The organism is Brevibacterium rongguiense (genome assembly GCF_009857845.1).
GTDB lineage: Bacteria > Actinomycetota > Actinomycetes > Actinomycetales > Brevibacteriaceae > Brevibacterium > Brevibacterium rongguiense.
Map to the genome: position 1 here is coordinate 32,689 of NZ_WWEQ01000015.1, position 22,182 is coordinate 54,870.

The 22,182-nt window shown below is 72.6% G+C and carries 16 protein-coding genes and 1 pseudogene; 8 read left to right on the top strand and 9 right to left on the bottom strand.

What is annotated here, in order from left to right:
* Positions 1-42 precede the first annotated feature (42 nt).
* The 3 genes and pseudogenes from GSY69_RS05270 (at position 43) to GSY69_RS05280 (ending at position 4,314) form a co-directional block, all read left to right on the top strand.
* Positions 43-1,232: pseudogene (locus GSY69_RS05270) on the top strand (MFS transporter).
* A gap of 51 nt (positions 1,233-1,283) precedes the next feature.
* A complete protein-coding gene (locus GSY69_RS05275; RefSeq protein ID WP_160952830.1) occupies positions 1,284-2,114 on the top strand; it encodes an ABC transporter ATP-binding protein in 831 nt (276 codons plus the stop codon).
* 10 nt (positions 2,115-2,124) lie between these two features.
* Entirely contained in the window at positions 2,125-4,314 is a 2,190-nt protein-coding gene (locus tag GSY69_RS05280) for a YhgE/Pip domain-containing protein (protein ID WP_160952831.1), read from the top strand.
* A 20-nt stretch (positions 4,315-4,334) separates the two neighbouring features.
* Here the strand turns inward: GSY69_RS05280 and GSY69_RS05285 are convergent, their stop codons facing one another.
* Together GSY69_RS05285 and GSY69_RS05290 are read right to left on the bottom strand one after the other, a co-directional pair.
* Positions 4,335-4,682 (bottom strand): DUF2218 domain-containing protein, encoded by a 348-nt coding sequence (locus GSY69_RS05285; RefSeq protein WP_160952832.1) that lies wholly within the window; start codon positions 4,680-4,682, stop codon positions 4,335-4,337.
* Entirely contained in the window at positions 4,679-5,278 is a 600-nt protein-coding gene (locus tag GSY69_RS05290; RefSeq protein ID WP_160952833.1) for a LysE/ArgO family amino acid transporter, read from the bottom strand. The genes GSY69_RS05285 and GSY69_RS05290 overlap by 4 nt, the downstream gene beginning before the upstream one ends.
* Positions 5,279-5,410: 132 nt before the next feature.
* Between GSY69_RS05290 and GSY69_RS05295 the strand changes: the two genes are divergently transcribed.
* Complete coding sequence (locus GSY69_RS05295) at positions 5,411-6,472, top strand: ArgP/LysG family DNA-binding transcriptional regulator (protein ID WP_160952834.1); 1,062 nt, start codon at positions 5,411-5,413, stop codon at positions 6,470-6,472.
* An 87-nt stretch (positions 6,473-6,559) separates the two neighbouring features.
* On the opposite strand, the gene GSY69_RS05300 is transcribed toward GSY69_RS05295, so the two are convergent.
* Positions 6,560-8,059: an MFS transporter gene (locus GSY69_RS05300; protein ID WP_268525161.1), complete on the bottom strand. Its 1,500-nt coding sequence runs from the start codon at positions 8,057-8,059 to the stop codon at positions 6,560-6,562.
* 141 nt (positions 8,060-8,200) lie between these two features.
* Here GSY69_RS05300 and GSY69_RS05305 point away from each other — a divergent pair, with 141 nt between their 5' ends.
* Complete coding sequence (locus tag GSY69_RS05305; RefSeq protein WP_160952836.1) at positions 8,201-8,809, top strand: phosphatase PAP2 family protein; 609 nt, start codon at positions 8,201-8,203, stop codon at positions 8,807-8,809.
* Positions 8,810-8,824: 15 nt separating this feature from the next.
* On the opposite strand, the gene GSY69_RS05310 is transcribed toward GSY69_RS05305, so the two are convergent.
* Entirely contained in the window at positions 8,825-10,237 is a 1,413-nt protein-coding gene (locus GSY69_RS05310; protein WP_160952837.1) for a P1 family peptidase, read from the bottom strand.
* A 90-nt stretch (positions 10,238-10,327) separates the two neighbouring features.
* Entirely contained in the window at positions 10,328-11,896 is a 1,569-nt protein-coding gene (locus GSY69_RS05315) for an HNH endonuclease signature motif containing protein (RefSeq protein WP_160952838.1), read from the bottom strand.
* A gap of 268 nt (positions 11,897-12,164) precedes the next feature.
* Here GSY69_RS05315 and GSY69_RS05320 point away from each other — a divergent pair, with 268 nt between their 5' ends.
* On the top strand, positions 12,165-14,399 hold the full coding sequence (locus GSY69_RS05320) for a RecQ family ATP-dependent DNA helicase (RefSeq protein ID WP_160952839.1): 2,235 nt from the start codon (positions 12,165-12,167) through the stop codon (positions 14,397-14,399).
* Between the two features lie 107 nt (positions 14,400-14,506).
* On the opposite strand, the gene GSY69_RS05325 is transcribed toward GSY69_RS05320, so the two are convergent.
* Positions 14,507-15,568, bottom strand: coding sequence for a cation diffusion facilitator family transporter (locus GSY69_RS05325; RefSeq protein WP_160952840.1), 1,062 nt, complete (start codon positions 15,566-15,568; stop codon positions 14,507-14,509).
* A 203-nt stretch (positions 15,569-15,771) separates the two neighbouring features.
* Between GSY69_RS05325 and GSY69_RS05330 the strand changes: the two genes are divergently transcribed.
* Complete coding sequence (locus tag GSY69_RS05330; RefSeq protein ID WP_160952841.1) at positions 15,772-17,133, top strand: MFS transporter; 1,362 nt, start codon at positions 15,772-15,774, stop codon at positions 17,131-17,133.
* On the opposite strand, the gene GSY69_RS05335 is transcribed toward GSY69_RS05330, so the two are convergent.
* Both GSY69_RS05335 and GSY69_RS05340 read right to left on the bottom strand, forming a co-directional pair.
* Positions 17,130-18,419 carry an MFS transporter gene (locus GSY69_RS05335; RefSeq protein ID WP_202410827.1) on the bottom strand — a complete coding sequence of 430 codons (1,290 nt, stop codon included), beginning with the start codon at positions 18,417-18,419 and terminating at the stop codon, positions 17,130-17,132. The two genes, GSY69_RS05330 and GSY69_RS05335, sit on opposite strands and share 4 nt — an antisense overlap.
* 175 nt (positions 18,420-18,594) lie before the next feature.
* Positions 18,595-19,374 (bottom strand): DedA family protein, encoded by a 780-nt coding sequence (locus GSY69_RS05340; protein WP_160952842.1) that lies wholly within the window; start codon positions 19,372-19,374, stop codon positions 18,595-18,597.
* 40 nt (positions 19,375-19,414) lie between these two features.
* Here GSY69_RS05340 and GSY69_RS05345 point away from each other — a divergent pair, with 40 nt between their 5' ends.
* Positions 19,415-20,371: a zinc-binding dehydrogenase gene (locus tag GSY69_RS05345; RefSeq protein WP_202410828.1), complete on the top strand. Its 957-nt coding sequence runs from the start codon at positions 19,415-19,417 to the stop codon at positions 20,369-20,371.
* A 6-nt stretch (positions 20,372-20,377) separates the two neighbouring features.
* Here GSY69_RS05345 and GSY69_RS05350 read toward each other — a convergent pair whose 3' ends face one another.
* Positions 20,378-21,919 (bottom strand): carboxylesterase/lipase family protein, encoded by a 1,542-nt coding sequence (locus GSY69_RS05350; RefSeq protein WP_160952843.1) that lies wholly within the window; start codon positions 21,917-21,919, stop codon positions 20,378-20,380.
* Positions 21,920-22,182: the final 263 nt, after the last annotated feature.

Below are 22,182 nucleotides of genomic sequence, written 5' to 3' on the forward strand. Positions count from 1 at the left end.
CGCGCCGTCTGGGCCGTCGCATTCGCCTGCGTCATCGCGTTCATGGGCATCGGCCTCGTCGACCCGATCCTCCGGCGATCAGCGCCTCGCTGCACGCCAGCCCGGCCCAGTCGATGCTGCTGTTCACCAGCTACCTCTTCATCACCGCGATCACGATGTTCTTCTCGTCCTTCGTCTCCTCGCGGATCGGGTCGAAGGCCACGCTGCTCATCGGCCTGGCGCTCATCGTCGTCTTCGCCGCGCTTGCCGGCGCCTCCGGCTCCGTGGGCCAGGTGATCGGCTACCGGGCCGGCTGGGGTCTGGGCAACGCGCTCTTCATCTCCACCGCCCTCTCGACGATCGTGGGCGCCGCCTCCGGCGGCTCGGAGCGCGCGATCATCCTCTACGAGGCGGCGCTGGGCGTGGGCATCGCGACCGGCCCGCTGCTGGGCGGCCTGCTGGGCGGCATCAGCTGGCGCGGCCCGTTCTTCGGCACCGCCGCGCTCATGGCGATCGGCTTCGCCGCGATCGTGGTGCTGCTGCGCGGCGAGGCGGGTGCGCGCCCGGAGCGGGTGCGCCTGTCTGCCACGCTGCGCGCGCTCGGCCACCCCGGCATCCTCGCCCTGTCGATTGCCGCGCTGCTGTACAACTTCGGCTTCTTCACCCTGCTGGCCTACACCCCCTTCCCGCTCGAGGCGGCCGCTCAGGAGGCGGGCATCGAGGGCTTCGGCGCGCACCAGCTGGGCCTCATCTTCTTCGGCTGGGGCATGTGCCTGGCGCTCACCTCGGTGCTCGGCTCGCCGTGGCTGACCCGCCGCTTCGGACACCTCAAGGTGCTCGCCGGAGCGCTCACGGCCACCGCGGCGATCCTCGCTGCGATGATCTTCGCGGTGCACTCGATGCCCGCGCTCATCGTGTGCGTCGTGCTCGCCGGCCTGCCGCTGGGCATCGTCAACACCGCGATGACGGAGACCGTCATGGAGGCCTCCGAGCTGCCCCGCCCCGTGGCCTCGGCCACCTACTCCGGGGTGCGCTTCTTCGGCGGCGCGCTCTCGCCGCTCGTGGCCGGCCAGGTGGCGCTCGCCGGCGCGGGGATGCCCTACCTGCTGGGCGCTGCCACGGTGCTCATCGCGGCGGTCGTGCTCGTGTGCTGCCGGCGCTTCGTGGCCCGCGTGGACGCCCGCGCGGAGCGGGAGGCGGCGGCCGAGGCGGAGCTGACCGAGGCGTACGCCGTGACCGGCGGAGACGCCTGAGCGGCGCCGCCGGCGCTGATACGATTGGCCATTCTGAGCTGGGAGGTCTGCTTGGGTTCTCTGTTCTCACTCTTCTCCGCACCGCGGATCGCCGCGGACTGGGATCCGGACGTGCCCGCGATCGCGGCCTCCGGCCTCGGCATGAAGGGCAGCAGGCCCGTGTTCGAGGACGTGGGCGCCCACGTGCCCACGGGCGGCCTGCTCGTCATCACCGGTCCCGAGGGGTCGGGCAAGACCTCGCTGCTGCTCGCCCTCGCGGGGCGCATGCGCGTCGATGCCGGGTCCGCGCAGATCTACGGGGTGGACCTGCGCCGCAGCGCGCGCACGGTTCGCGGGCTCGTCTCGATCGGCCACGTGAGCGGGCTGACGGACTTCGACAACAACCTGCGGGTGCGCCAGCTCGTCGCCGAGCGCCTCATCATGCTCCAGCCCTGGTACAAGCCGTGGGTGTCGAAGAAGCGGGTGAACGAGGTGCTTGAGCGGCTCGCGCGGATCTACCACGAGGTGCAGGGCGCCTATTCCGCCGTCGCGGGGTCGGACCCCAGCCCGTTCCCCACCGGCGCGTACGCCGATGAGCTGACCGACCTCGAGCAGTTCCTGCTCGCCGCCGCCCTCGCCTCGCTGGCGAGGTCGCCCGTCCTGGCGCTCGACAACATCGACCTGCTGCGCCGCCGCGAGGACCGCGAGTGCGCATGGCTCGCGCTCCTCGTGGTCCGCAATATCTTCGAGAGCCCACAGGTGGGCCAGCCCACCCTCATCGTCACGTGCGAGACGCACGAGGAGCTCGACGAGGTCCTCGCCGACCGCGTCGCCCTCGACCACGCCCACGTCGCCGATCCCGCGTCCGAAATCGTCCACCTCGGGCTCCGCCCTCGCTCCTAAGGCAGTGCAGATGTTCTCCCTTCCGTTCCTCGAGCTCTCCCGCTTCAAGCGGAGCACGCTCACGCGACTCGCGATCATCGTGGTGCTCATCATCCCCACGATCTACGGCGGCACGTACCTGGCCTCGAACTGGGATCCCACCGGGAACCTCGACAAGCTCGACGCGGCGATCGTCAACCTCGACCGGGGCGCCGAGCAGCCCTCGGCGACCGGGGGCAAGAGCGAGGGGCACGTGAACGCGGGCGATGAGCTCGTGGAGAACATGACCGGCGAGGACGGCGCGGGCTTCACCTGGAAGTCCACGAGCGCCTCGGAGGCCCAGCAGGGCCTGGACTCCGGGAAGTACGCGGCGATCCTCACGGTGCCCTCGGACTTCTCCGCGCACCTGGTCTCCACCGGCGGCGACGACCCGGAGCAGGCCCAGCTGAACATGCAGACCAACGATGCGAACAACTACATCGTGGGCAAGGCCGCCTCGCAGATCCTCAATGTCATCCGCGAGAACCTCAACAAGACGACGACGGGCAAGTACGTCAACCAGGTCTACATCGGCTTCAACAACATCTTCGACAACATCAGCAAGGCCGCCGACTCCGCTGGCGAGCTGCACGACGGGGCGGCCCAGCTGCACACGGGCTCCGTCAAGCTCGCCGACGGCGCGGACCAGCTGGCCGACGGCACCGGAGAGCTCGTGGACGGCACGGGGCAGGCCGTCACCGGCTCCCGCCAGCTGCACTCCGGGCTCGTCAAGCTCGACGCGGGGGCCGGGGACCTCGCCGATGCGACCGGCCAGGCCCGCTCGGGGTCGAAGACGCTGGCGTCCGGCGCCTCGCAGGTGGCCGACGGCACCGCGCAGCTCCAGGACAAGGCCGATGACGCGACGCGCAAGGCGAAGGACTTCCACAAGCGCGCCGACGACCTCGTCGACGCGACGGCGCCGAGGATCGACCGCGCCGCGAAGGACTTCGACGATGCGCGCAACACCGTGCGCGACGACATCGGCGACGATGTGGACAAGCTCGCGCAGAAGTACCCGGACGACCCGGATATCCAGCGCCTCGTCAAGCGCGCGGACGCGGTGGGCGACGACCTCGACGCCGCCCACCAGCGCGCCGTCGACGCGTTCGAAGACGGCAAGCAGCTGCGCAAGGACGCCCAGTCATCGGCCGACCGTCTCATCAAGCAGGTGGATCAGGCAGACCGCCAGATCGGCAAGCTCAACGACGGCGCGCAGCAGGTAGCCACCGGGGCCGGCACGCTGCACACGGGGCTCGTGAAGCTCGACAAGGGCGCGAACACCCTCCACGACTCGACCGGCCAGGCCGCCAGCGGAGCCAAGCAGCTGGCGGACGGCGCGGTCAAGCTCAACGCCGGGGCGGTCAAGCTCGACTCGGGTGCGAATACCCTCGCCGACAGCTCACACCAGCTGGCCGACGGCGCGAAGAAGATCGACGACGGCTCCGGGCAGCTCGCCGACGGCCTCCACGACGGGGCGGAGCAGATCCCCACGTATTCGAAGTCGGACCGTGAGACCCGCTCCGACGTCGTGGCCCTGCCCGTGACCGGGGAGAACGAGCCCCAGAACGCCGTGAACTACTACGGCGAGGGGCTGGCGCCGTTCTTCATCTCGCTGGCGCTGTGGATCGGCGGCATGATCACGTACATGGTCATCAAGGCCATCCCGTTCCGGGCGCTCGCCTCCACCGCCAGCTCCTGGCGGGTGGCGTGGAGCGGATACGTCCCGGCGCTCATCTTCGCCGTCGGCCAGGTCCTCATCCTGTGGGCGACACTCGCGTTCATCCTCGACTTCACGGTGTCGTCGTGGCTGTGGACGCTGCTGTTCTCGATCATCGTCGCGGCGTCATTCCACACGATCCACCAGATGTGCGTCGTGCTGTTCGGCGCTGTGGGCCGCCTGCTGGCCCTCGTCCTGCTCATGGTCCAGCTGGGCGCGGCCGGCGGCACGTATCCGGTGCAGACGGCGCCCGCGTTCTTCCAGGCGATCTCGCCCTACCTGCCCATGACGTGGGCGGTGAGCGGGCTGCGGGCGCTCATCGCCGGCGGCGAGCCCATCCACGCGGTCCGCGCGGCGCTCGTCCTCATCCTCTTCGGCCTGTGCGGCCTGCTCGTGAGCACGATCGCGTGCTCGGCCAAGCGGGTGGTGAGGATCAAGGACCTCCACCCGAGCCTCGAGCTGTAGCTCCGTCCTCGAGGTCTCGCTCAGTCCTCGAGGTCGGCGACGCTCTGCGAGGTGCCCGGGGTGCCGTCCGTGCGCACCCACGAGCAGACGAGCTCGTCGCGCCGGCCGAACCGGATGAGGTGGATGCCGAGCACGTGCTCGAAGCGCGCCAGCGCCTCGGCGTCCACGGCCTCGAGCGCGAAGTCCAGCGCGGTGGGGGCCGAGGTCAGGCGCGCGGTGGCGGCGCCGTCGGCGAAGACGATCGTGCCGGTGCCCGCCTCGGCGTCCCACTGGGCGTCGGCCTTGCGGCCCATGTGGTCGCTCAGCTGCTTGGCGTAGCGGCCGGCGCGGTCGGTGGGCACGGATGCGGTGGAGGTGTGTGCGCTCATGCGCCCAGGATAAGCCGCAGCGCCAGCAGGGTCACGACGATCCCGATTCCGATGTCGATCCAGCGCCACGCGCGCGGCGACGACACCAGCGGGGCCAGCGCGCGGGCGCCGTACCCCAGGGCGGCGAACCACGTGACCGACCCGAGCATCGCCCCCAGGGAGAACGCCCACGCGTGCCCGGCCGACTGGTTGGCAAGCGTGCCGAGCATGGCCACCGTGTCGAGGTAGACCGCCGGGTTGAGGAACGTGATCGTGAGCGTGGTGAGCACCACCGTGCGCACCGAATCGGAGCCGCCGCCTGCGCGCAGCCCGCTGGCCGTGGCGGCGCTGCGGAAGGACTGGAAGGCGAAGTAGAGCAGGTAGAGCGCCCCGGCCCAGCGCAGCACCTCGAGCGCCCACGGGGCGGCCGTGACGAGGGCCCCTACGCCCAGGTTCCCGGCCGCGATGAGGCCGATGTCGGCCAGCGTGCAGATGGCGACGACCAGGCCGACGTGCTTGCGCGCCAGGCCCTGGCGCAGGATGAAGGCGTTCTGCGGACCGACGGCGATGATGATGGACCAGCCGGCGAGGAGGCCGGAGAAGGCGTGAGTGAGCATGGCTCAACGGTAGGTCCGCGCGGCCCGCGGCGGGGCCGAAAACGGGCCGTGAGTGGGTGAAGAAACGTGACAGATTCTCATCCTCATGCAGAATTGCTTCATGAGAGCGCGCGGGTCGGAGGGCAGGACGGGATGAATGTCGAGCAGTTGCGCGCCTTCGCCGCGGCGGTCGACGCCGGTGCGCTCGACGCCGCCGCACGGCGCCTGCACATCACGCCCTCGGCCGTGAGCCAGCGCATCCGGGCACTCGAGGCGCACGTGGGGGCGGTGCTGCTGCGGCGCACCTCGCCAGTGGCGCCCACGGAGGCCGGGCAGATCGTGCTGCGCACCGCCCGCCAGGTGCTGCTCGTGCAGGCCGATGCGCTCGCCTGCCTCGCCGAGGCGGGTCTCGGCGGCCCCCTCGCCACCGGCTCGGGCTCTGGTGGAGACGGCGACGGAGAGGCCGACGGAGCTGCGGGAGGCGCCGTCGTGCCCGTCGCACTGCGCCTGGCCGTCAACGCGGATTCCCTGGCCACGTGGCTGCGCCCGCTCTTCGCGCGCGCCGCGCAGTGGCCGGATGCGCTGCTCAGCCTGGAAGTCGTCGACCAGGGCAGCTCCGCTGCGCTGCTGACGAATGGGACCGTCATGGCCGCGCTCAGCTCGCAGCCGCGCCCGCCGGCGGGCTGCGCTGCGGTGGCGCTGGGCCGGATGCGCTATCGCGCGGTGGCCAGCGAGGCGCTGCTCGCCGAGCGCGGCATCGCGGTGCCGGCGGGGGATGCGGCGTCGTCGGACGGCGCGGTCCAGGAGGGGAGCGGGCCCGGTGGGGGCCTGCGGCGCGCCTCCGTGAGCGCGGCGCAGCTCGCCGCGCTGCCCTGGGTGGACTACGGTGCCGACGACGATCTCCAGACCGATCTCCTGGCCGCCCGCGGTGTCACCGAGGCGCCCGCCCACCACCAGGTGCCCACCTCCGAGGCATTCGCGCTGGCCGTGCGCGCCGGACTCGGCTGGGGCATGGTGCCCGAGGCGCAGCTGGCCGACGCGGCGGCGGGTGGTGCGCTGCCGCAGCCGCCCGCACCGCTCATCGCGCTCGCCGGACGCGGCACCACCGCCGATGTGCCGCTGTACCTGCACCGCTGGAAGCTCGCCTCCGAGCGGCTGGACCGCGTGTGCGCGGCGATCGCGGACCTGGCCCGCGCGGGCCTGCGCCGGAACTGAGTGCCGGCCCGCGCCTCGGCGGCGGGATGGTGCGGGTGCCAGCGAGGCCAGCGGGGCAGCGGCGAGCAGGCCGGCGGGCCGCCCGGCTCAGGCCGCGGCGCGGTCCTCCGCATCCACGTCCACGCCCGTGGGATCCCAGCGGATGAGCGCCACCGCGATCGCACCGGCCAGCGGGGCGCACGCGACGATCCAGAAGACGCCGGTGGACAGCGAAGCCGCGAGCATGGGGAACGCGATGAGCGAGACGATGGAGAACGTGCGCAGCACCGCCTGGTTGAAGCCCACCCCGATCCCGCGCAGCCGGCTGGGGTAGGACAGCGTCGCATAGTTCATGAGGTTCGCGCCCGGGCCGCCGGCCTGAGCGAAGATGAACGCGGCGAGCATGGCGATCGAGACGACGACGAGGCCGCCGGCCGGGATGCCCACGGCTGCGAGCACGATGAGCGCGGCCGCCTGGATGGCGAAGCCCGTGCCCGTCACCGCGCGCGTGCCGAAGCGGTTGACGATGCTCATGCCCAGCAGCCCGCCGAGCGCGCCGAAGCACAGGTTGATGATGAGCGAGGCCATGATCGTGACGAGCGGGCCCTGATGGAAGAGCGTCGTGATGATGAGCGGGGTTCCGTAGGCCACCGCGTTGTAGCCGAAGGTGGAGAACACGGAGACGCACAGCGCCAGGATCGTGCGCTTGCGGTAGCGGGGGCTGAAGAGCTCCGCGAAGTTCGCCCAGCGCGCGCGGCCCGCCCGGCCCTGCTGCGCCTCGGGCGCCTCGTAGACGACGTCGAGCGCGTGGTGGCTGCGCATGATGTCCACGGCGGAGGAGACGTCGCCGTTGTCGGCCAGCCACTGCGGCGATTCCGCCATGTAGCGGCGGCGCACGAGGAGCACGATGAGCGCCGGCACCGCGCCGAAGCCCACGACGATGCGCCACAGGATCGCGTGCTGCTCCATGGGCAGGAGCAGGAAGACGATGAGGACGATGAGGTAGCCGGTGCCCGTGGCGATGTACCAGGCCGGCGACCACGCGTTCACGCGCTGCGAGCGGTTGCCGCGCCCGGCGAGCTTGGAGAACTCGGCGAGGAACGCCATCGCGACGGGCAGGTCGAGGCCCACGCCGATGCCCATGATGAAGCGGAAGCCGATGAGCGACCACGCGTCCCAGGCCAGCGCGCAGCCCACGGCCGCGACGACGAAGAAGACCATGTCGGCCATGAACAGCTTGTAGCGGCCGAAGCGGTCCACGAGGTAGCCGCCGAACACCGCCCCCGCCACCGCGCCGATCATGATCGCGGCGTTGACGAAGCCCGTCATGAAGCCGTTGAGCCCGAACTCCGCCTTGATGGCGGTGATGCCGAATGCGATCGAGGAGAAGTCGTAGGCGTCCATGAAGATCCCGCCCAGCGCCAGCAGGATGATCGCCTTCGTCTTCGTGCCCTGGGAGCCGTAGAGGCCCAGGACGCGGTTGACGTCACCGGCGGTGCGGATGATGAGCGGCGCTGGCTGGCCGTGCTGTTCTGGCTGGCCGTGCTGTGAGGTGGGGGAGGGGGACGCGGAGGGGGAGGAGCCCGTGGCTCGGTGCTGTGCGTTCACCAGCGCATTCTGCTCCGGTGGTGGGTGGGCGGCGCGCCGGAAGGTCATGCGGTGTCACACGGGCACCGCGCGCCCCGGTGCTGGGCGGTCTCCCATCCGGACAGGGTTGAATGGGGCGATGAGCCATTCCGCCCCCGCCCCGTGATCACGGCATGGGCGGTGGCCGTCACCGAGGCGTTCTCTCCCGCGGGCACCATCCTGCTCGCGCTCGCCACCGGGCTGGTCCTGTGGTGGGCGCGCCGCAGCTGGCGGGTGCCGGTCTACGTCTTCGGGTCCGTCGCCCTGGCGGCGGGGATCACCTACCTGCTGAAGTTCGTCTTCGAGCGCCAGCGCCCGCCCGCCATCGACCGGCTCGTGTTCGAGGCGGACTACAGCTTCCCCTCGGGCCACGCGACCGGGACCGCCGCGCTCGCGTGCGCGGCGGCGGTGGTGGTGTGCGGGATGCTCCGACGCCCCGTGTCGATGGCCCTCGTGTGGGCGGCCGCCCTGGGCCTGTCCGTCCTCGTGGCGGCCACCCGCCTGTACCTGGGCGTCCACTGGTTCACCGACACCGCCGCCGGGTTCTGCGTGGGGGCCGGCACGGCGCTCGTCCTCTCCGCCCTCATCGATCCCGGGCGCGCTCCGGGTCTTGTGGCAGCGGGTGGTGCGGCCACGCGCAGGTCGTCCGAGAGCGGGCCGCACGTGGGCAGGTCACATGAGGGAGGGCCGCCCGAGGCCAGGTCACACGGGGGTGGGGCATCCGAGGGCTGACCGCCCGCAGGCGGTTCACGCCCGGGATGATCCGGCGGCCGGGGGCGATGCGAGGCCGAATCTGTCGAGCAGCGCCTTCAGTTCGGCCGCGTCGAGACCCGTGACCGTGTTGCCGTCGCGGCCGACCATCGTGGGGGCCGAGAGCATGGCGTTGACGATGGCCTCCTCGGTGGCCTCGATCGTGGCCCAGTAGAGCTCGTTGATGCTGCGATCGGTGAGCGTGCGCAGCCGGTCGAAGTCCGGTGCCTGCGCCGGATACCGCGTCGACTCCGCGAGCCCGGCCGTCGTGGAGAACGCAACGATCATGTCGCCGCTCGAGTACTCCCCGGCTCCGCCCGTGCGGGCGATGCCCATCCCGGCCCGCTGCGCGATCCGGCTGAGCTGATGCGGCAGCAGCGGCGCATCCGTGGCGACGATGACGATGATCGACCCCTCGCCCGGGGCCAGCGGGGAAGGCGAGGCCGAGGCGCTGCCGGACTCGCTGACTGACCCGCTGCCGGGCTCGCGACCGTGTGTGCCGCAGGCGGTGTTGCCTGGCCCGCTGGCGGCTGCGCTGCTTCCACCGGCTGCGCTGCCGGCTGCGCGGTTTCGTCCGGCTGCGCTGCGCCAATCCGTGGGACCGGGCTGCGGCAGCGGTGCGGACAGCAGCGCGCCCACCGGTGCGCCGTTGACCGTCAGCCGGCTGCGCGTGCCGTGGTTCGCCTGGACCAGCACGCCCACTGTGTAGTCACCCGCCTGGCCAGTGCCCGTGGCTGTGCCCATATTCGCGGCGGTGCCCATGTCGGTGTCAGTGCGCGTGGCAGCCTCAGTACCCGTGTCAGCGGCCGTGTTAGGGGCGGGGGCCGGCACGAGGCGCGAGGCGGTGCCGATGCCGCCCTTGAGGTCGTGGCAGATCATGCCGGTGCCCCCACCGACGCTGCCCTGCTCCACGGGGCCGCCCGCTGCGGCCTCGAGGGCCTGTGCGACCGCTTCCTCGGTGACGTGGAAGCCGGCGATGTCGTTGAGGAACGCGTCGTTGGTCTCCCCACAGACCGGCTGGCCGGAGAACGTGGGGTTGCCGTCGCTGCGCGCGGCCTGGTCGGCTCGGTGGCGGATGAGGCCGGTGCGCAGAGTGCCCAGGGCATTCGTGTTGCTCAGTGCGATGGGCGAGCTGAGCGTGCCCGATTCGATGAGCCACTGGATGCCCGTCATGTCCCCCTTGCCGTTGAGCCGGTGGAAGCCCGCGCACAGCGGGGCCGTCCACACATCGTGGGGGCTGGGATCGATCACCGTGACACCCGTTCGCACCGGCCCGGCTCCTCGGTCGAGCGGCCCCTTTCCCTCGATGCGGGTCCAGTGCCCCACGCGCACTCCCGCGACGTCGGTGATGGCGTTGTGGGTACCGGCGGTGCGCGTTCCGATCGCGATTCCCGCCTCGTGTGCCTGCATGGCCCCATCGTGGCATGCGCCCAACCGGTCCGGGCATTCCCGCAGCCGGGTTGGACATGTGCAGCCGGGTTGGACATGTGCGCAGCCGGTTCAGAACGGCGGTGGATCGTCGGCAACGGGGTCTGCACCGGTTGCGGGATCTGCCGGGCTGGGGAGGTCTGCACCGCCCGCGGGGTCTGAGGGATCCGCCGGGGGTGCTGCGAGTGGGGGAGGCGCGAGCCGCGCAATCTGGCACGCGTGCTCCACCTCGATGTGCGAGCCCGGTGGTGCCACTGGCCCGGCGACCGCCGCGGGGAACGTCCATCGGACGCCGCCGCCCACCCCCGGTATGCCCAGGGTCGCGACGGCCTCGCCGGCGGGTGCTGTCGCGAGGCCCGCCTGGTCATCTCGGGCGACGGTGAAGACTCCGCTGGTCTTGAGGTTGTGGTGGCGACGGCAGAGCGGATGGAGGTTCCACAGCTGCGTGAGGCCGCCCCGCTCGGGGTGCGCTCGTTGGAATGGGGAGATGTGGTCGATATCCGAGCTCTCCGCCCTGCGCGAGCATCCGGGCACGGTGCACCAGACCCAGCGCGCTCGGATCGCTGCTCTGAGGGCCGCGGGGACGGGATAGCTTCTGGCCATCGCCTCGACGGCCGTCCCCGTGACCGGATCGGTGAGGATGCGGCGCATCGACGGGGCGTGCACCGCGATCCGCCGGGCATCCTCGGCGGAGACCGGTGTGAGGTCATCGAGGTGGCCCGGGAGATCCGAGGCGCCGACGAGCGTGAGGAGGGGCAGCGTCACCTGGACGGCCGCCTGGCTGCGCAGCCAGGCCTCGCTCGTGGGCATGGTGACGGCAATGGCGGCGGTGGTCCCATCGGCCCGCTGCACCGGAAGGGTCAGCCGCGGCACGGAGAGGATGCCGAGGTCGAAGCGCATCTGGTCGAGTGTCGCCTCGGCGGCGATCCGGTCGGCTGCTCCCAGCTCGGGTGTGTGCTCGGCCAGGACTCCGGTCTGCGAGGCGAGAATCGCCCGGCCCCAGGCCGTGTAGCGGCGGTATGCCGCGGCTACGACCACCGTGGGGCCGGTGAACTGCATGCACGCCGTGCCGTCACCGTTGTTCCAATAGGCCACCCGGCGCCCGCGGTGCGCCTCGCTCTCCCGGTCCGGGGTGGGCAGGAGGGTGGCGAAGATGTCGTCGACCGCCTTCTTCCAGCGCTTCCACTCCCAGGCCGCGGGGACCGCGCAGACGAGCCCGTCGAAGCGGCTGCGCAGCGGTTCCCCCAACTGCATGCCCTTGCCGGCGGCGTATTCGAGACGGCCGTAGCGCAGCTGCGCCGCGGCAGCCAGCGCCAACAGGTCCGGCAGCACCGTCAACACGGCAAATGAGCGAGTGCCGAGCGTGTGCGCCCGGTGCAGGCTGATGTCCGCCCCCGCGGCCAGCGCCGCCCACGCCGCCTCCGGCAGTGCCGCGAGGAGGTCTGCGAACTCCGCGGGCAGCTGGTCGGACGAGGCGCGCGCATCCGTGCCCCGTCCGGTGCCCAGGGGTGTGCGCTCGAGGAGATAGGCGCGGGTCAGCTGGGCGCACACGGCCTGCGCCCGCGCGAGGTGGGCCGCGTCGAGGACGGCCTCCGCGGCTGTGAGCGCCGGGGGTGTCTGGGGTGCGTGCTGAGCGGTCACCGGGTGCTCCCTTCGCGACGCTGCGGTTGTCCGGCCGCTCCGGTGACGCCATGGGAGGTGTCCCTGGAGCGCTCTGCGAGCGGCAATCAAACCGCTCGTACGATGCTTGTGTTCGATTGTAGTCCGATATATATTCGAATGGAAGAGGCTGTTGCAGGAATTCTGCGACGTTCTCCGGTGGAGAAAGGGGGCAGCTGTGGACGAACATGAGACAAGCGGTCCGGGTGCGGCCGGGGCCGCGTCAGCGGGCATCGCTACAGTCGGGGGCATGAGCGACGCCGGCAATCATGGAGCGGGCCCTGCCGAAGACGGGCCCGGTGCGGTCGAAGTGGGCGAGCATGTGCTGGACACCGCACCGGCCGGCGGTGGGCCCGGTGGGCTGCGGGAAGCTGCCGGTCAGGTGCTCGTACAGCTGACGGGGCGCGCGGATGCGCAGTTCCGCGATGGGCAGTTCGAGGCGATCGAGGCCCTCGTGTCCGGCCGCCGCCGGGCGCTCGTGGTCCAGCGCACGGGCTGGGGGAAGTCCGCCGTCTACTTCGTCGCCTCGCGGCTGATCCGGCAGGGCTTCGGGCAGCGTGCCGGGGCAGGCGGGCCCACCCTCATCATCTCGCCGCTCCTCGCGCTCATGCGGGACCAGGTTGCGGCAGCCGCCCGGGCGGGGGTGAGGGCGGTGACGATCAACTCGTCGAACGCCACGGAATGGGACGATGTGCTCGCCGCGCTCGACCGGAACGAGGTCGACGTCCTGCTCATCTCGCCGGAGCGGCTGACGAACCCCAAGTTCCGGGAGCGCGTCCTGGGCCGGCTGCTCGGGGGCGTCGGCATGATCGTGGTGGACGAGGCCCACTGCATCTCCGACTGGGGACACGACTTCCGCCCCGACTACAGGAGGATCGGGGCGCTGCTGGCGGAGCTCCCGGCGGATCTCCCGGTGCTCGCGACCACTGCCACGGCCAACGAGCGCGTCGTCGACGATGTGGCCGCGCAGCTGGGAGCCGACACCCTCGTCATCCGCGGCCCGCTTGCCCGCGACTCGCTGCGGCTCGGCGTGGCCGATACCGCGCCGCCGGGCCGGCGGATCGCCTGGCTGGCCGAGCACCTGGGCGACTTCGCGGGCTCGGGGATCATCTACACGCTCACGGTCTCCGCCGCCCAGGACGTGGCGCGCGCGCTGCGCCAGGCCGGCTGGGAGGTCGCGCCCTACACGGGGGGCACGGACACGGAGGAGCGCGAGGCACTCGAGGCGCGGCTCAAGGGCAATGACCTCAAGGCGCTCGTCGCCACCTCCGCGCTCGGCATGGGGTTCGACAAGCCGGATCTGGGCTTCGTCATCCACCTGGGCGCGCCATCGTCGGCCGTGGCGTACTACCAGCAGGTGGGTCGCGCTGGCCGCGCCACCGATTCGGCGGACGTGCTGCTGCTGCCCGGCCCGGAGGATCCGGATATCTGGGAGTACTTCGCCACGGCTTCGATGCCGGACCCGGAGGCGGCTCGGGCCGTTCTCGCGGCCCTCGACGCGGCGCGCGCGGATTCCGATTCGGGCGGGGGCAGCCCGGCGCTCTCGGTTCCCGCGCTCGAACCGCTGGTGGGCGCCAAGCGCTCGCGCCTCGAGCTGCTGCTCAAAACGCTGCAGGTGGACGGGGCGGTCGATCGCGTGGCCGGCGGCTTCGTGTCGACGGGCGCCGGGTGGACCTACGACGAGGAGCGGTACGCGGCGGTGGCGCAGGCGCGCCGCCGCGAGGCGCAGGCCATGCTCGACTACGAGGCGGGTCGGATGTGCCGCATGCGCTTCCTCGCCGAACAGCTCGATGACCCCGCGGCTTCCGACTGCGGGCGCTGCGACGTGTGCGCGGGCCCCTGGTGGTCGTCCGAGGTCTCCGAGGAGGGCCGCTCGCGCGCCGAATCGGTGCTCTCCGGGGTGGGTCTCGAACTCGATCCGCGCGCGGCGTGGCCCACGGGCCTGCCCAAGATCGGTGTCCAGCTCAAGGGGAAGATCCCCGAGGCCGAGCGGGTGGGACCGGGCCGGGTGATCGCGCGCCTGACGGACCTGGGCCCCGGCCAGGCGCTGCGCGGGTTCCTCGCCGCCGGTGCCGAGGACGCCCCGGTGCCGGCGAACATCGGCTCCTGGTGCCTGCGCGTGCTCTCCGAATGGGAGTGGGCCGAGCGCCCCACCGCGGTGGTGGGGGTTCCGAGTGCCGTGCGCCCGCACACGGTGCGCTCCCTGGCCGCCGAGCTCGCTGCGGCGGGAAAGCTCATCGATGCCGGTGACCTCCAGCTCCTCCACGACCCGGGAACGCCGGATTCGAACAGCGCGTATCGGCTGCGCGGGCTCCACGACGCGTTCTTCGTCCCGGAGCCGGTCGCCCAGGCGGTCGCGGGGCAGGTCGTGCTGCTCGTCGACACCGAGGTGGTCTCGCGGTGGACCATGACCATCGCCGGGCGCGAGCTGCGCCTTGCCGGAGCCAAGGAGGTGCTGCCCTTCGCCCTGGCGCTGCGCGCCTGAGCAGCAGGGCCGGGAACGGCCCACCCCGCTCGGCGCTGCCCGCAGGCCAGCCGGACCGGTCTTGCCCGCAGGCCAGCCGGGCCGGTCTTGCCCGTAGGCCAGCCGGCTCAGTCCTGCGCGGCGGGGTCTTCGTACCAGTCGGGCAGCGGCTCGAGACCGAGCTGCGTGGTGTCCCCCGGTCGCGTGAGTGTGAGGAGGGCACGCGCCACGACCTGCTGGCGCTCCAGCCGGTCCTCCACGTCCTGCATGAGCCGGCGCAGCTCGGACTCGCGGGCGTCACCGGCGACGTCGACCGACGCGAGCACGAGGATCTGGTTGGCGCCCACCCACTCCGTGTGGAAGAAGCTGACGCTGGCGATCTCCGGGCTGTCGAGGATGATCTTGAGCAGCTCGTTGCGCACGAGCGGCGTGCCGCCCTCACCCGTGAGCAGCGAGGCGTTGCGGGAGATGAGGACGATCGCGACGATGCCCAGCAGCACCCCCACGAGGATCGAGCCCAGCGCGTCCCAGATCGCATTGCCCGTGATCTGGTGCAGGAACAGGCCCGCGCCGGCGATGAGGAGGCCCAGGAGGGCCGCGGAGTCCTCCGCGAAGACCGCGCGCAGCATGGGATCGGACGTCTTCGCCACGTAGCGCAGCGGATCCAGGCGCCGCCGACGCGCGCCGCGCCGCGTCTGCCGCAGCGCCTGCAGGAACGAGGTCCCCTCGAGCGCGAATGAGATGGCGAGCACCACGTAGCCCCACAGGTAGTCCTCGCCCTCGCTCTCTACGGTCAGCGACTGGATGCCGTGCCAGATCGATACGCCGGCGCCCACCGCGAACAGGCCGATCGCCGCGAACATCGCCCATACGAACCCCGAGCGCCCGTAGCCCAGCGGGTGGGAGCGGTCCGCGGGCTTCCGGGAGCGCTTCTCGCCGATGAGGAGGAAGATCTCATTGCCGGTGTCCGCCCACGAGTGCGCGGCCTCGGCGAGCATCGAGGCGGACCCCGTGAGCGCGGCGACGATGGACTTGGCCACGGCGACGAGGAAATTGGCCGCAAACGCGAGGACGACCGTGACCCCGCTGCCGGACTCCTGCTCGGCACCGCGGGCATGGCTGCCGCCGGCATCACTGGAGGCCGGCGGGTGGCCCTCGCGGGGCTGGGGGTGCTGCGCGGCTGAGCTCATGGCGGTGCCTTCCGGACGTCGAGCGGGATGCGGCGGGCCGGGTACCCGTCGGCGTGAGCGACCGGCGCAGCCCCGCCCGCTCAAGTATGCCTGCCGCAGCCGATGGCGCGGTCACGGGCCGGCAGCCGGTCTCGAGTGACCAGACGTCCTGCATGCCAAGACGCGCCGATTCGGAATCCGGACGCTGGGGTGACAATGGCGGCATGGGCGCGGCCGACGGCAGGGATGACACGCACAGCACCAGTACCGGTGCGAACACCAGCGCAGGCCCCGCCGAACCGGTGCCCACCCCCGCACCCGGTGTCCGTCCGTGGGCCCGCAGCCTGGCCATCTGCACGTTCGGTTCGTTCACGACGATTGTCGGCATGACGATGCTCGTGCCCTTCCTGCCCGTCTACATCCGGCAGCTGGGCGTGCAGGACCCGGATGCGATCGTCCACTGGTCCGCGATCTGCTTCGGCGCGACCTACCTCGTGGCGGCGCTCGTCGCCCCGCTGTGGGGGATGCTCGGCGATCGGTGGGGGCGCAAGTCCATGCTCGTGCGCGCGGGGCTGGGCATGAGTATCGCGATCGGCCTCACGGGCCTCGCCCAGGACGTGGGGCAGCTCCTGGCCCTGCGCCTGCTCACCGGTCTGCTGGGTGGCTTCGCCTCCGGTGCCATGATCCTCGTCGCGGACCTCACGCCGGTCGCCCGCCGCGCCTTCGCGGTGGGCGTGCTGACCTCCGGCGTCATGGCCGGCAACCTCGCCGGCCCCGTGCTCGGCGGGCTGCTCCCGCCCCTCGTGGGCCCCCGGGTGGTCTTCGGGTGGACGGGCGCCCTCATCTTCACCGCGTTCCTCGCCGTCGTGCTCGGCCTGCCTGCGGACCGGCCCCAGCGCCGACCCGTCGCTCCCGATGGGCCAGCCACCCCCGCTGCGCCCAGCGCCCCCGCCGGACCCTCCGACCCGCCCGCGGCGCCCGGCCCGCCCGGTGCACAGGGAGAGCGGGCGCCGGCGCGCGCCTCGGCGGCCATCGTGCTGCTGCTCGCGATCGCCTCGCTCATCACGTTCGCGAGCATGTCCGTCGAGCCCTTCATCACCCTGCTGAGCGCCCAGCTGCCGGGCGGGCAGCCTGCGGCGCTGTGGGGCGGGATCGCGCTGTCGGCCACCGCGGCCGGCACGATGATCGCGGGGCCCGTGCTCGGGCGCGCGGCCGATGCCATCGGGCCGCGGCGGGTCCTCGCCCTCTCGCTCGCGGCCGCCGCGCTGTGCGCGAGCGCGCAGTACCTTGCCCACTCGGCCCCAGCGCTCGTCGCCCTGCGCTTCGCGCTGGGGCTCGCCGTGGGCGGGCTGGCCCCGGCCGCCACCTCGGCGCTGCGCGCGCTGGTGCCGGCCGCCCGGGTGGGCCGCGTGCTGGGGCTCATGGTCGCCGCCCAGCACGCCGGCCAGGTGCTCGGTCCGCTCTTCGGGGCCTGGGTCGCGACGGCGGCGGGGATGCGCGAGGCGTTCCTCGCCTCGGGCGCCGTGCTGGCGCTCGGAGCGGGCCTGGCCGCGCTCGCCCTGCGGCGGCGGAACCAGCCCTCCTAGCCGTCCACGGTGTCGCGCGGCGCGCGGTAGCGCATGAACGACGGAGCGAGCGCCGCGGCGGCGAGCACGCCCACGATGCACAGCACCCCGCCGCCGATCGAGGTCCAGGCGGTCCCCACGAGGGACGTCGCGTAGCCGTGTACCACGTCCGCGATGCGCGGGCCGCCGGCCACCACCACGGTGAAGACGCCCTGCAGGCGCCCGCGCTTGTCGTCGTCGGCCGCCTGCTGGAGCATCGTCGTGCGGAACGCCGCGGAGATCGTATCGGCCCCGCCGCCCACCATGAGGCACGCCAGCGCGCCCACCAGGGCCGCCCACCACAGGGAGTGCGCCAGCGGCAGGAACGCCCCGAACAGTGCCATCGCCGCGCCCCAGACCACGATGCAGATGACGACGGCGCGGCCCTGCCGGGAGACGCGCGAGACCCAGCCGGAGAAGACGCCGGCCGCGGTCGCGCCGATGCTCAGGCCGGCCGACAGCAGCGCGAAGACCGCCCCGCCGCTGGGCGGGCCGCCGAAGGACTCGTGCGCGATCTGCGGGAACATGGCCCGCGGCATCCCGAAGACCATCGCGATGATGTCGACGACGAAGCTCATGAGCAGCACCGGCGAGGTGCGCAGGTACGCGAAGCCCTCCATCACGCTCGCGAAGCCCGCCCGGCGCACCTGTCCGCCCACGCCGGTGCGCGGGGGCAGGGCGGGCAGGCGCGCGATCGCCCAAAGCGCCACGCCCAGGGCCACGGCATCGAACGCGTAGAGCAGCGGATAGCCCAGCACGGGGATGAGCATGCCGCCCACGAGCGGGCCAACGATCGCCCCGAACGTCATGAGGGTCATGTTCAGCGTGTTCGCGGCGGCCAGCTGGGAACTGGGCACCAGCGAGGGCAGGATCGCCGAGCGGGCCGGCTGGTTGACCGCGAAGAACGCCTGCTGGAGAGCCAGTGCCACGAGCACGAGCCACACGCTGTCGGTGCGGATGAACGCGAGCAGCCACAGCAGTCCGCTCGCCGCCGCGAGGCCCAGCCCCGTGACCATGAGCAGGCGCCGGCGGTCCATCGCATCGGACAGCGAGCCGCCGTAGAGGCCGAACACCACGAGCGGCACCAGGCCGAAGATGCCGGTGAGGCCCACGTAGGCGGAGCTGCCGGTGATGGAGTAGATCTGCGCGGGCACCGCGACGATCGTCAGCTGGGCGCCGATGACCGTGACGATGTTGGCGATGAAGAGGCGCCGATAGGCCGGCACGCGCAGCGGGCGAGTGTCGGCGAACAGGTCGCGCAGGGCCAAGGAGCCTCCTCGGGGCGGGCATCGGGCGTGGGAGAGCCTATGCGATGGGTGCCGTGGCCGCGCACCGCGCCCGAGGCGCGAACCGGACGGGCACGCAGGACGCCTCGAGCGCACCTCGCGCGCACCCCGCGCGCCTCGGGCACGTAGGGCGCCTCGGGCGGCCCAGTGAGAGCGCCTACCGGCCCTGCGCGCTCTGGCGCCGGGCCTCCTTCCAGCCGCTCCACACCGCGATGCCCACGATGATGGCCAGTGAGACCCACAGGGCGTACTTGTCGACGAGCTTGAGCAGGTCGACAGCGGGCTGGCCGATCTCGAAGCCGATCCACGCGCAGCCCCAGCTCAGCACCAGTGCTCCGGCGGCGTTGCACAGGAAGAACGTCCAGAAGCGCATGCCGGACCAGCCGGAGATGAGCCACACGATGCTGCCGGGCACACCGGGGAACCGGCCCAGCACGACGAGCGCGATGAGCAGCCAGCGCGGCAGGCGGCGGATCTGCTCGGCGCGGCGGTACGTGCGCTCCGTGTTCGCGAAGATCGACACGATGCGCTCGCCCCAGCGGCGCCCCGCGAACCACCACAGCCAGTCGAACTTCATCATGCCCGCCCAGCCCGCGGCGACGACGATCCACAGCGGGTGGGACTCGACGGCCGCGAAGGCCCCCGCGCCGGCCACCACGGTCTTGGCCCCGATGAGGAACGACAGCAGCACGGGCATCTTGGCGATGAGCATGGGCCGCAGCGGCCACATGACCAGGTAGAAGAGCGGAATGATGAAGAGGAAGGCGAGCAGCACCCGGTCGCTGGGCCGCGGGGTGCCCTCCCACGGCAGCAGGTCGCGCATGGTGCGCACCTGCCGGGGCCCGTGCGGCGCGAGGCGCTCGGCGACATCGCCATCCGGGGCGGCGCCGTCCTCCGGCGCAGCCGCGTCGTCGGGGACTGCCTTCTCTTCGCTCATGGGCTCCACCCTAGAGCGCGGGCGGGCATAGCATTGCCCCATGGTGATCTTCGGCTTCGAATCCTACGGCGGCCCGAGCGCCGCGCGCTTCATCGAGGTGGACGAGCCCGCCCCGCAGCCCGGGCACGTGCTCATCGAGGTAGAGGCGACCGCCGTGAACCCCGGTGACATCAAGGTCCGCTCCGGTCAGCGCCAGGGCGCATTCCCGGTCGCGTTCCCCATGGCGATGGGCCGCGAGGCCGCCGGCCGGGTCGTCGCTGCCCCGGACGGCGCGTTCCCGCCCGGCACGCGCGTCTTCGGCGCCGCCGCCGCGGGCTTCGGCACGTTCGCCCCGCGCGCGCTGCTGGCCGCGGAGTCCGTCGCCGAGGTGCCCGAGGGCGTGAGCTCGGCCGCCGCCGCCTGCGTGCCGGTCGCGGTGGGCACGGCCTACGACGCGCTTGCCGACCTCCACCTCCAGCGCGGCCAGACCCTCCTCGTGCTCGGCGCCGGCGGCGGCGTGGGCACGGCCGCCCTGCAGCTGGCGCACTCCGCCGGCGCGCACACGGTGGGCGTGGCCTCCGAGTCCAAGCGCGACGTCGTCGAGGCCGCCGGCGCCGTGTTCGTCCGCTCCGGGCCCGGCTGGCCGCAGCGGGCGCTGGCCGCCGCGGGAATCCCGGACGCCGTGCTCGACCTCGTGGGCGGGGAGGCGCTCACCGCCGGCGCGGCGCTCGGCTCCGATACGCGCCCCGCGGGGGCGGGCGATGCGATCCCGTTCGCGCAGGCGCTGCGCGACATGCGCCTCATCAGCGCCGCCGATCCCGAGCGGGCCGCACAGCTGGGCGGCAGCGGGATCCGCCGCCGGCGCTCCGCCGAGGTCTACGCCAAGCTCGCGGCGCTGCTCGCCTCCGGCGCGCTCGAGGTCAGCATCGGCCGCCGCTTCCACTTCTCCCAGGCCGACCGGGCCGTCGCCGCAGTCGAGGGCGGCCACGCCGCGGGCAAGGTCGTCGTCTACATGTGAGCCGCTCTACGGCTCCGGGCGCGCGGCGGGCTGGAGGCCCAGGGCGTGCGCGCGGTCCTCGGCGTAGGCCTGCCAGCGCGCGAGCAGCGGATACGGGCCATCGTGGGGCTCGGCGTCGAAGATGCGCACGGCGTGCGATGCGTCCCAGGCCGGCCAGCCGGGATCGCCGGTGGCCGCGAAGCGCACCCACGCCTCGCGCAGCTGCTCGCCCACGCGGCGCTCCGCGGCGCTGGGCCGCGGGTAGATGAGGCGGCCCATGTCCGAATCGAACTGGTCGAAGATGAGCGGCACATCGGCGGCGTGGGCCGAACCGATGCCGCCCTCCGGGGCGAGGGCGAGGAGGTAGGCGTACGTGGCCCCGCCCGCCTCGGCGTGCGCCTGGGCCAGCTGCATGGCCGGGACCGTGAACACCCAGTCCGACTGCACCGCCTCGTAGAGGTCCTCCGGTTCGCGTCCCTCGAACAGCGCCGCGTAGGCCTCGAGCGCGCCGGCGGGGCCGAGCGCGGCCAGCCGCGCCTGCGCGAGGCCGGCGTCGACCTCGCGGGGCCGGTAGGCCATGAAGAGGCGGAATTCATCGCTGTTGTGGCCGATGATGACCTCGGCATCGCGGCTCGCCCCGTGGGCCAGGGATTCCCAGGGGTCCGCGGGCAGCGTCAGCCCGTCCACCACCGGGCACAGGAGCGGCTCGAAGGCCGAGGCCCGGCCCAGCTCGGAGCGGTGCTCGCGCTGCGCGCTGATGTAGCGAGCCGTCAGGGCCTCGAAGCGGGCGGGCTCGATGCGGGCGAACGCCTCGGGCGTGGGCTCCAGGCCCGCCGCGTCGGCGAAGAGCTCCGTGGCCCGGGCGGCCAGGGCGGAGTCGATGAACATCGCTGGGGGGCTCTGCAGGATCGCCCGGCGGAACAGCCCGCGCGCGGCGGGCATGGCGAGCAGGGCCTGCACGGAGCCGGCGCCCGCGGACTCGCCCATGAGCGTGACCCGGTCCGGATCCCCGCCGAATGCCGCGATGTTCTCCCGCACCCACGACAGGGCGGCGACCTGGTCGAGCAGGCCGCGGTTGGAGGGGAAGTCGATGGTCTCCGGGCTGGCGGGGAAGTGGAGGAAGCCCTCGACCCCCAGGCGGTAGTTGAGGGTGACGAAGACGCAGCCGAGCCGCGCGAAGGGGGTGCCGTCGTAGGTGGGCTCCGCGGAGGAGCCCTGGATGTAGGCGCCCCCGTGGATCCAGACGATGACGGGCAGGCCCTCACCGGCCCCGTCCGGTTGCTCAACTGGGCTTCCGGCGGGGGCCCACACGTTGAGCGTGAGCCAGTCGTCGCCGTCGCGGTGGTCCGCCAGCGGCGCCTGCCCATCCGGGGCGAACTGGGGCGGTGGCGGGCCGAACCGATCGGCGGCGAAGACACCGGTGTGCGCGGCGGGAGGCTGCGGGGCGCGGAACCTGTTGGGTCCCACGGGCGGTGCCGCGTACGGCAGGCCCAGGAACCGGTCGATGCCGTCTGTCGTGGTGCCGCGGACGCGGCCGAGGGCGGTGCTGACTTCCGGTGCGCTCGTCATGGGCCGAGTCTATTCAACGAGCGCGTCGCCGTGCGACCAGAGCGATCCGCCGGGTAACCGCAGCGCGTCGCCGTGTGACTTTTGGGGCATGGTCGATCAGCAGCGCCCCGTGCTCGTGACGGGCGGAACTGGTTTCGGGCCTTCGCCCCGGATCGTGGACACGGTGTTGGTTGATTATGCTGCGGTTGGCAGCGTAGCGGCCCGGTGGGCCTCGTAGGTGGACGGGGACTGGTGGCCGCACCAGGAGTGGCGTCGGCGGGTGT

What these genes read in the sequence shown, in the direction of transcription:
- GSY69_RS05280 (WP_160952831.1), top strand. Translation starts at nt 2,125, where the DNA reads ATGTTCTCCCTTCCGTTCCTCGAGCTCTCCCGCTTCAAGCGGAGCACG.
- GSY69_RS05285 (WP_160952832.1), bottom strand. Translation starts at nt 4,682, where the DNA reads ATGAGCGCACACACCTCCACCGCATCCGTGCCCACCGACCGCGCCGGC.
- GSY69_RS05290 (WP_160952833.1), bottom strand. Translation starts at nt 5,278, where the DNA reads ATGCTCACTCACGCCTTCTCCGGCCTCCTCGCCGGCTGGTCCATCATC.
- GSY69_RS05295 (WP_160952834.1), top strand. Translation starts at nt 5,411, where the DNA reads ATGAATGTCGAGCAGTTGCGCGCCTTCGCCGCGGCGGTCGACGCCGGT.
- GSY69_RS05310 (WP_160952837.1), bottom strand. Translation starts at nt 10,237, where the DNA reads ATGCAGGCACACGAGGCGGGAATCGCGATCGGAACGCGCACCGCCGGT.
- GSY69_RS05320 (WP_160952839.1), top strand. Translation starts at nt 12,165, where the DNA reads ATGAGCGACGCCGGCAATCATGGAGCGGGCCCTGCCGAAGACGGGCCC.
- GSY69_RS05325 (WP_160952840.1), bottom strand. Translation starts at nt 15,568, where the DNA reads ATGAGCTCAGCCGCGCAGCACCCCCAGCCCCGCGAGGGCCACCCGCCG.
- GSY69_RS05330 (WP_160952841.1), top strand. Translation starts at nt 15,772, where the DNA reads ATGGGCGCGGCCGACGGCAGGGATGACACGCACAGCACCAGTACCGGT.
- GSY69_RS05340 (WP_160952842.1), bottom strand. Translation starts at nt 19,374, where the DNA reads ATGAGCGAAGAGAAGGCAGTCCCCGACGACGCGGCTGCGCCGGAGGAC.
- GSY69_RS05345 (WP_202410828.1), top strand. Translation starts at nt 19,415, where the DNA reads ATGGTGATCTTCGGCTTCGAATCCTACGGCGGCCCGAGCGCCGCGCGC.
- GSY69_RS05350 (WP_160952843.1), bottom strand. Translation starts at nt 21,919, where the DNA reads ATGACGAGCGCACCGGAAGTCAGCACCGCCCTCGGCCGCGTCCGCGGC.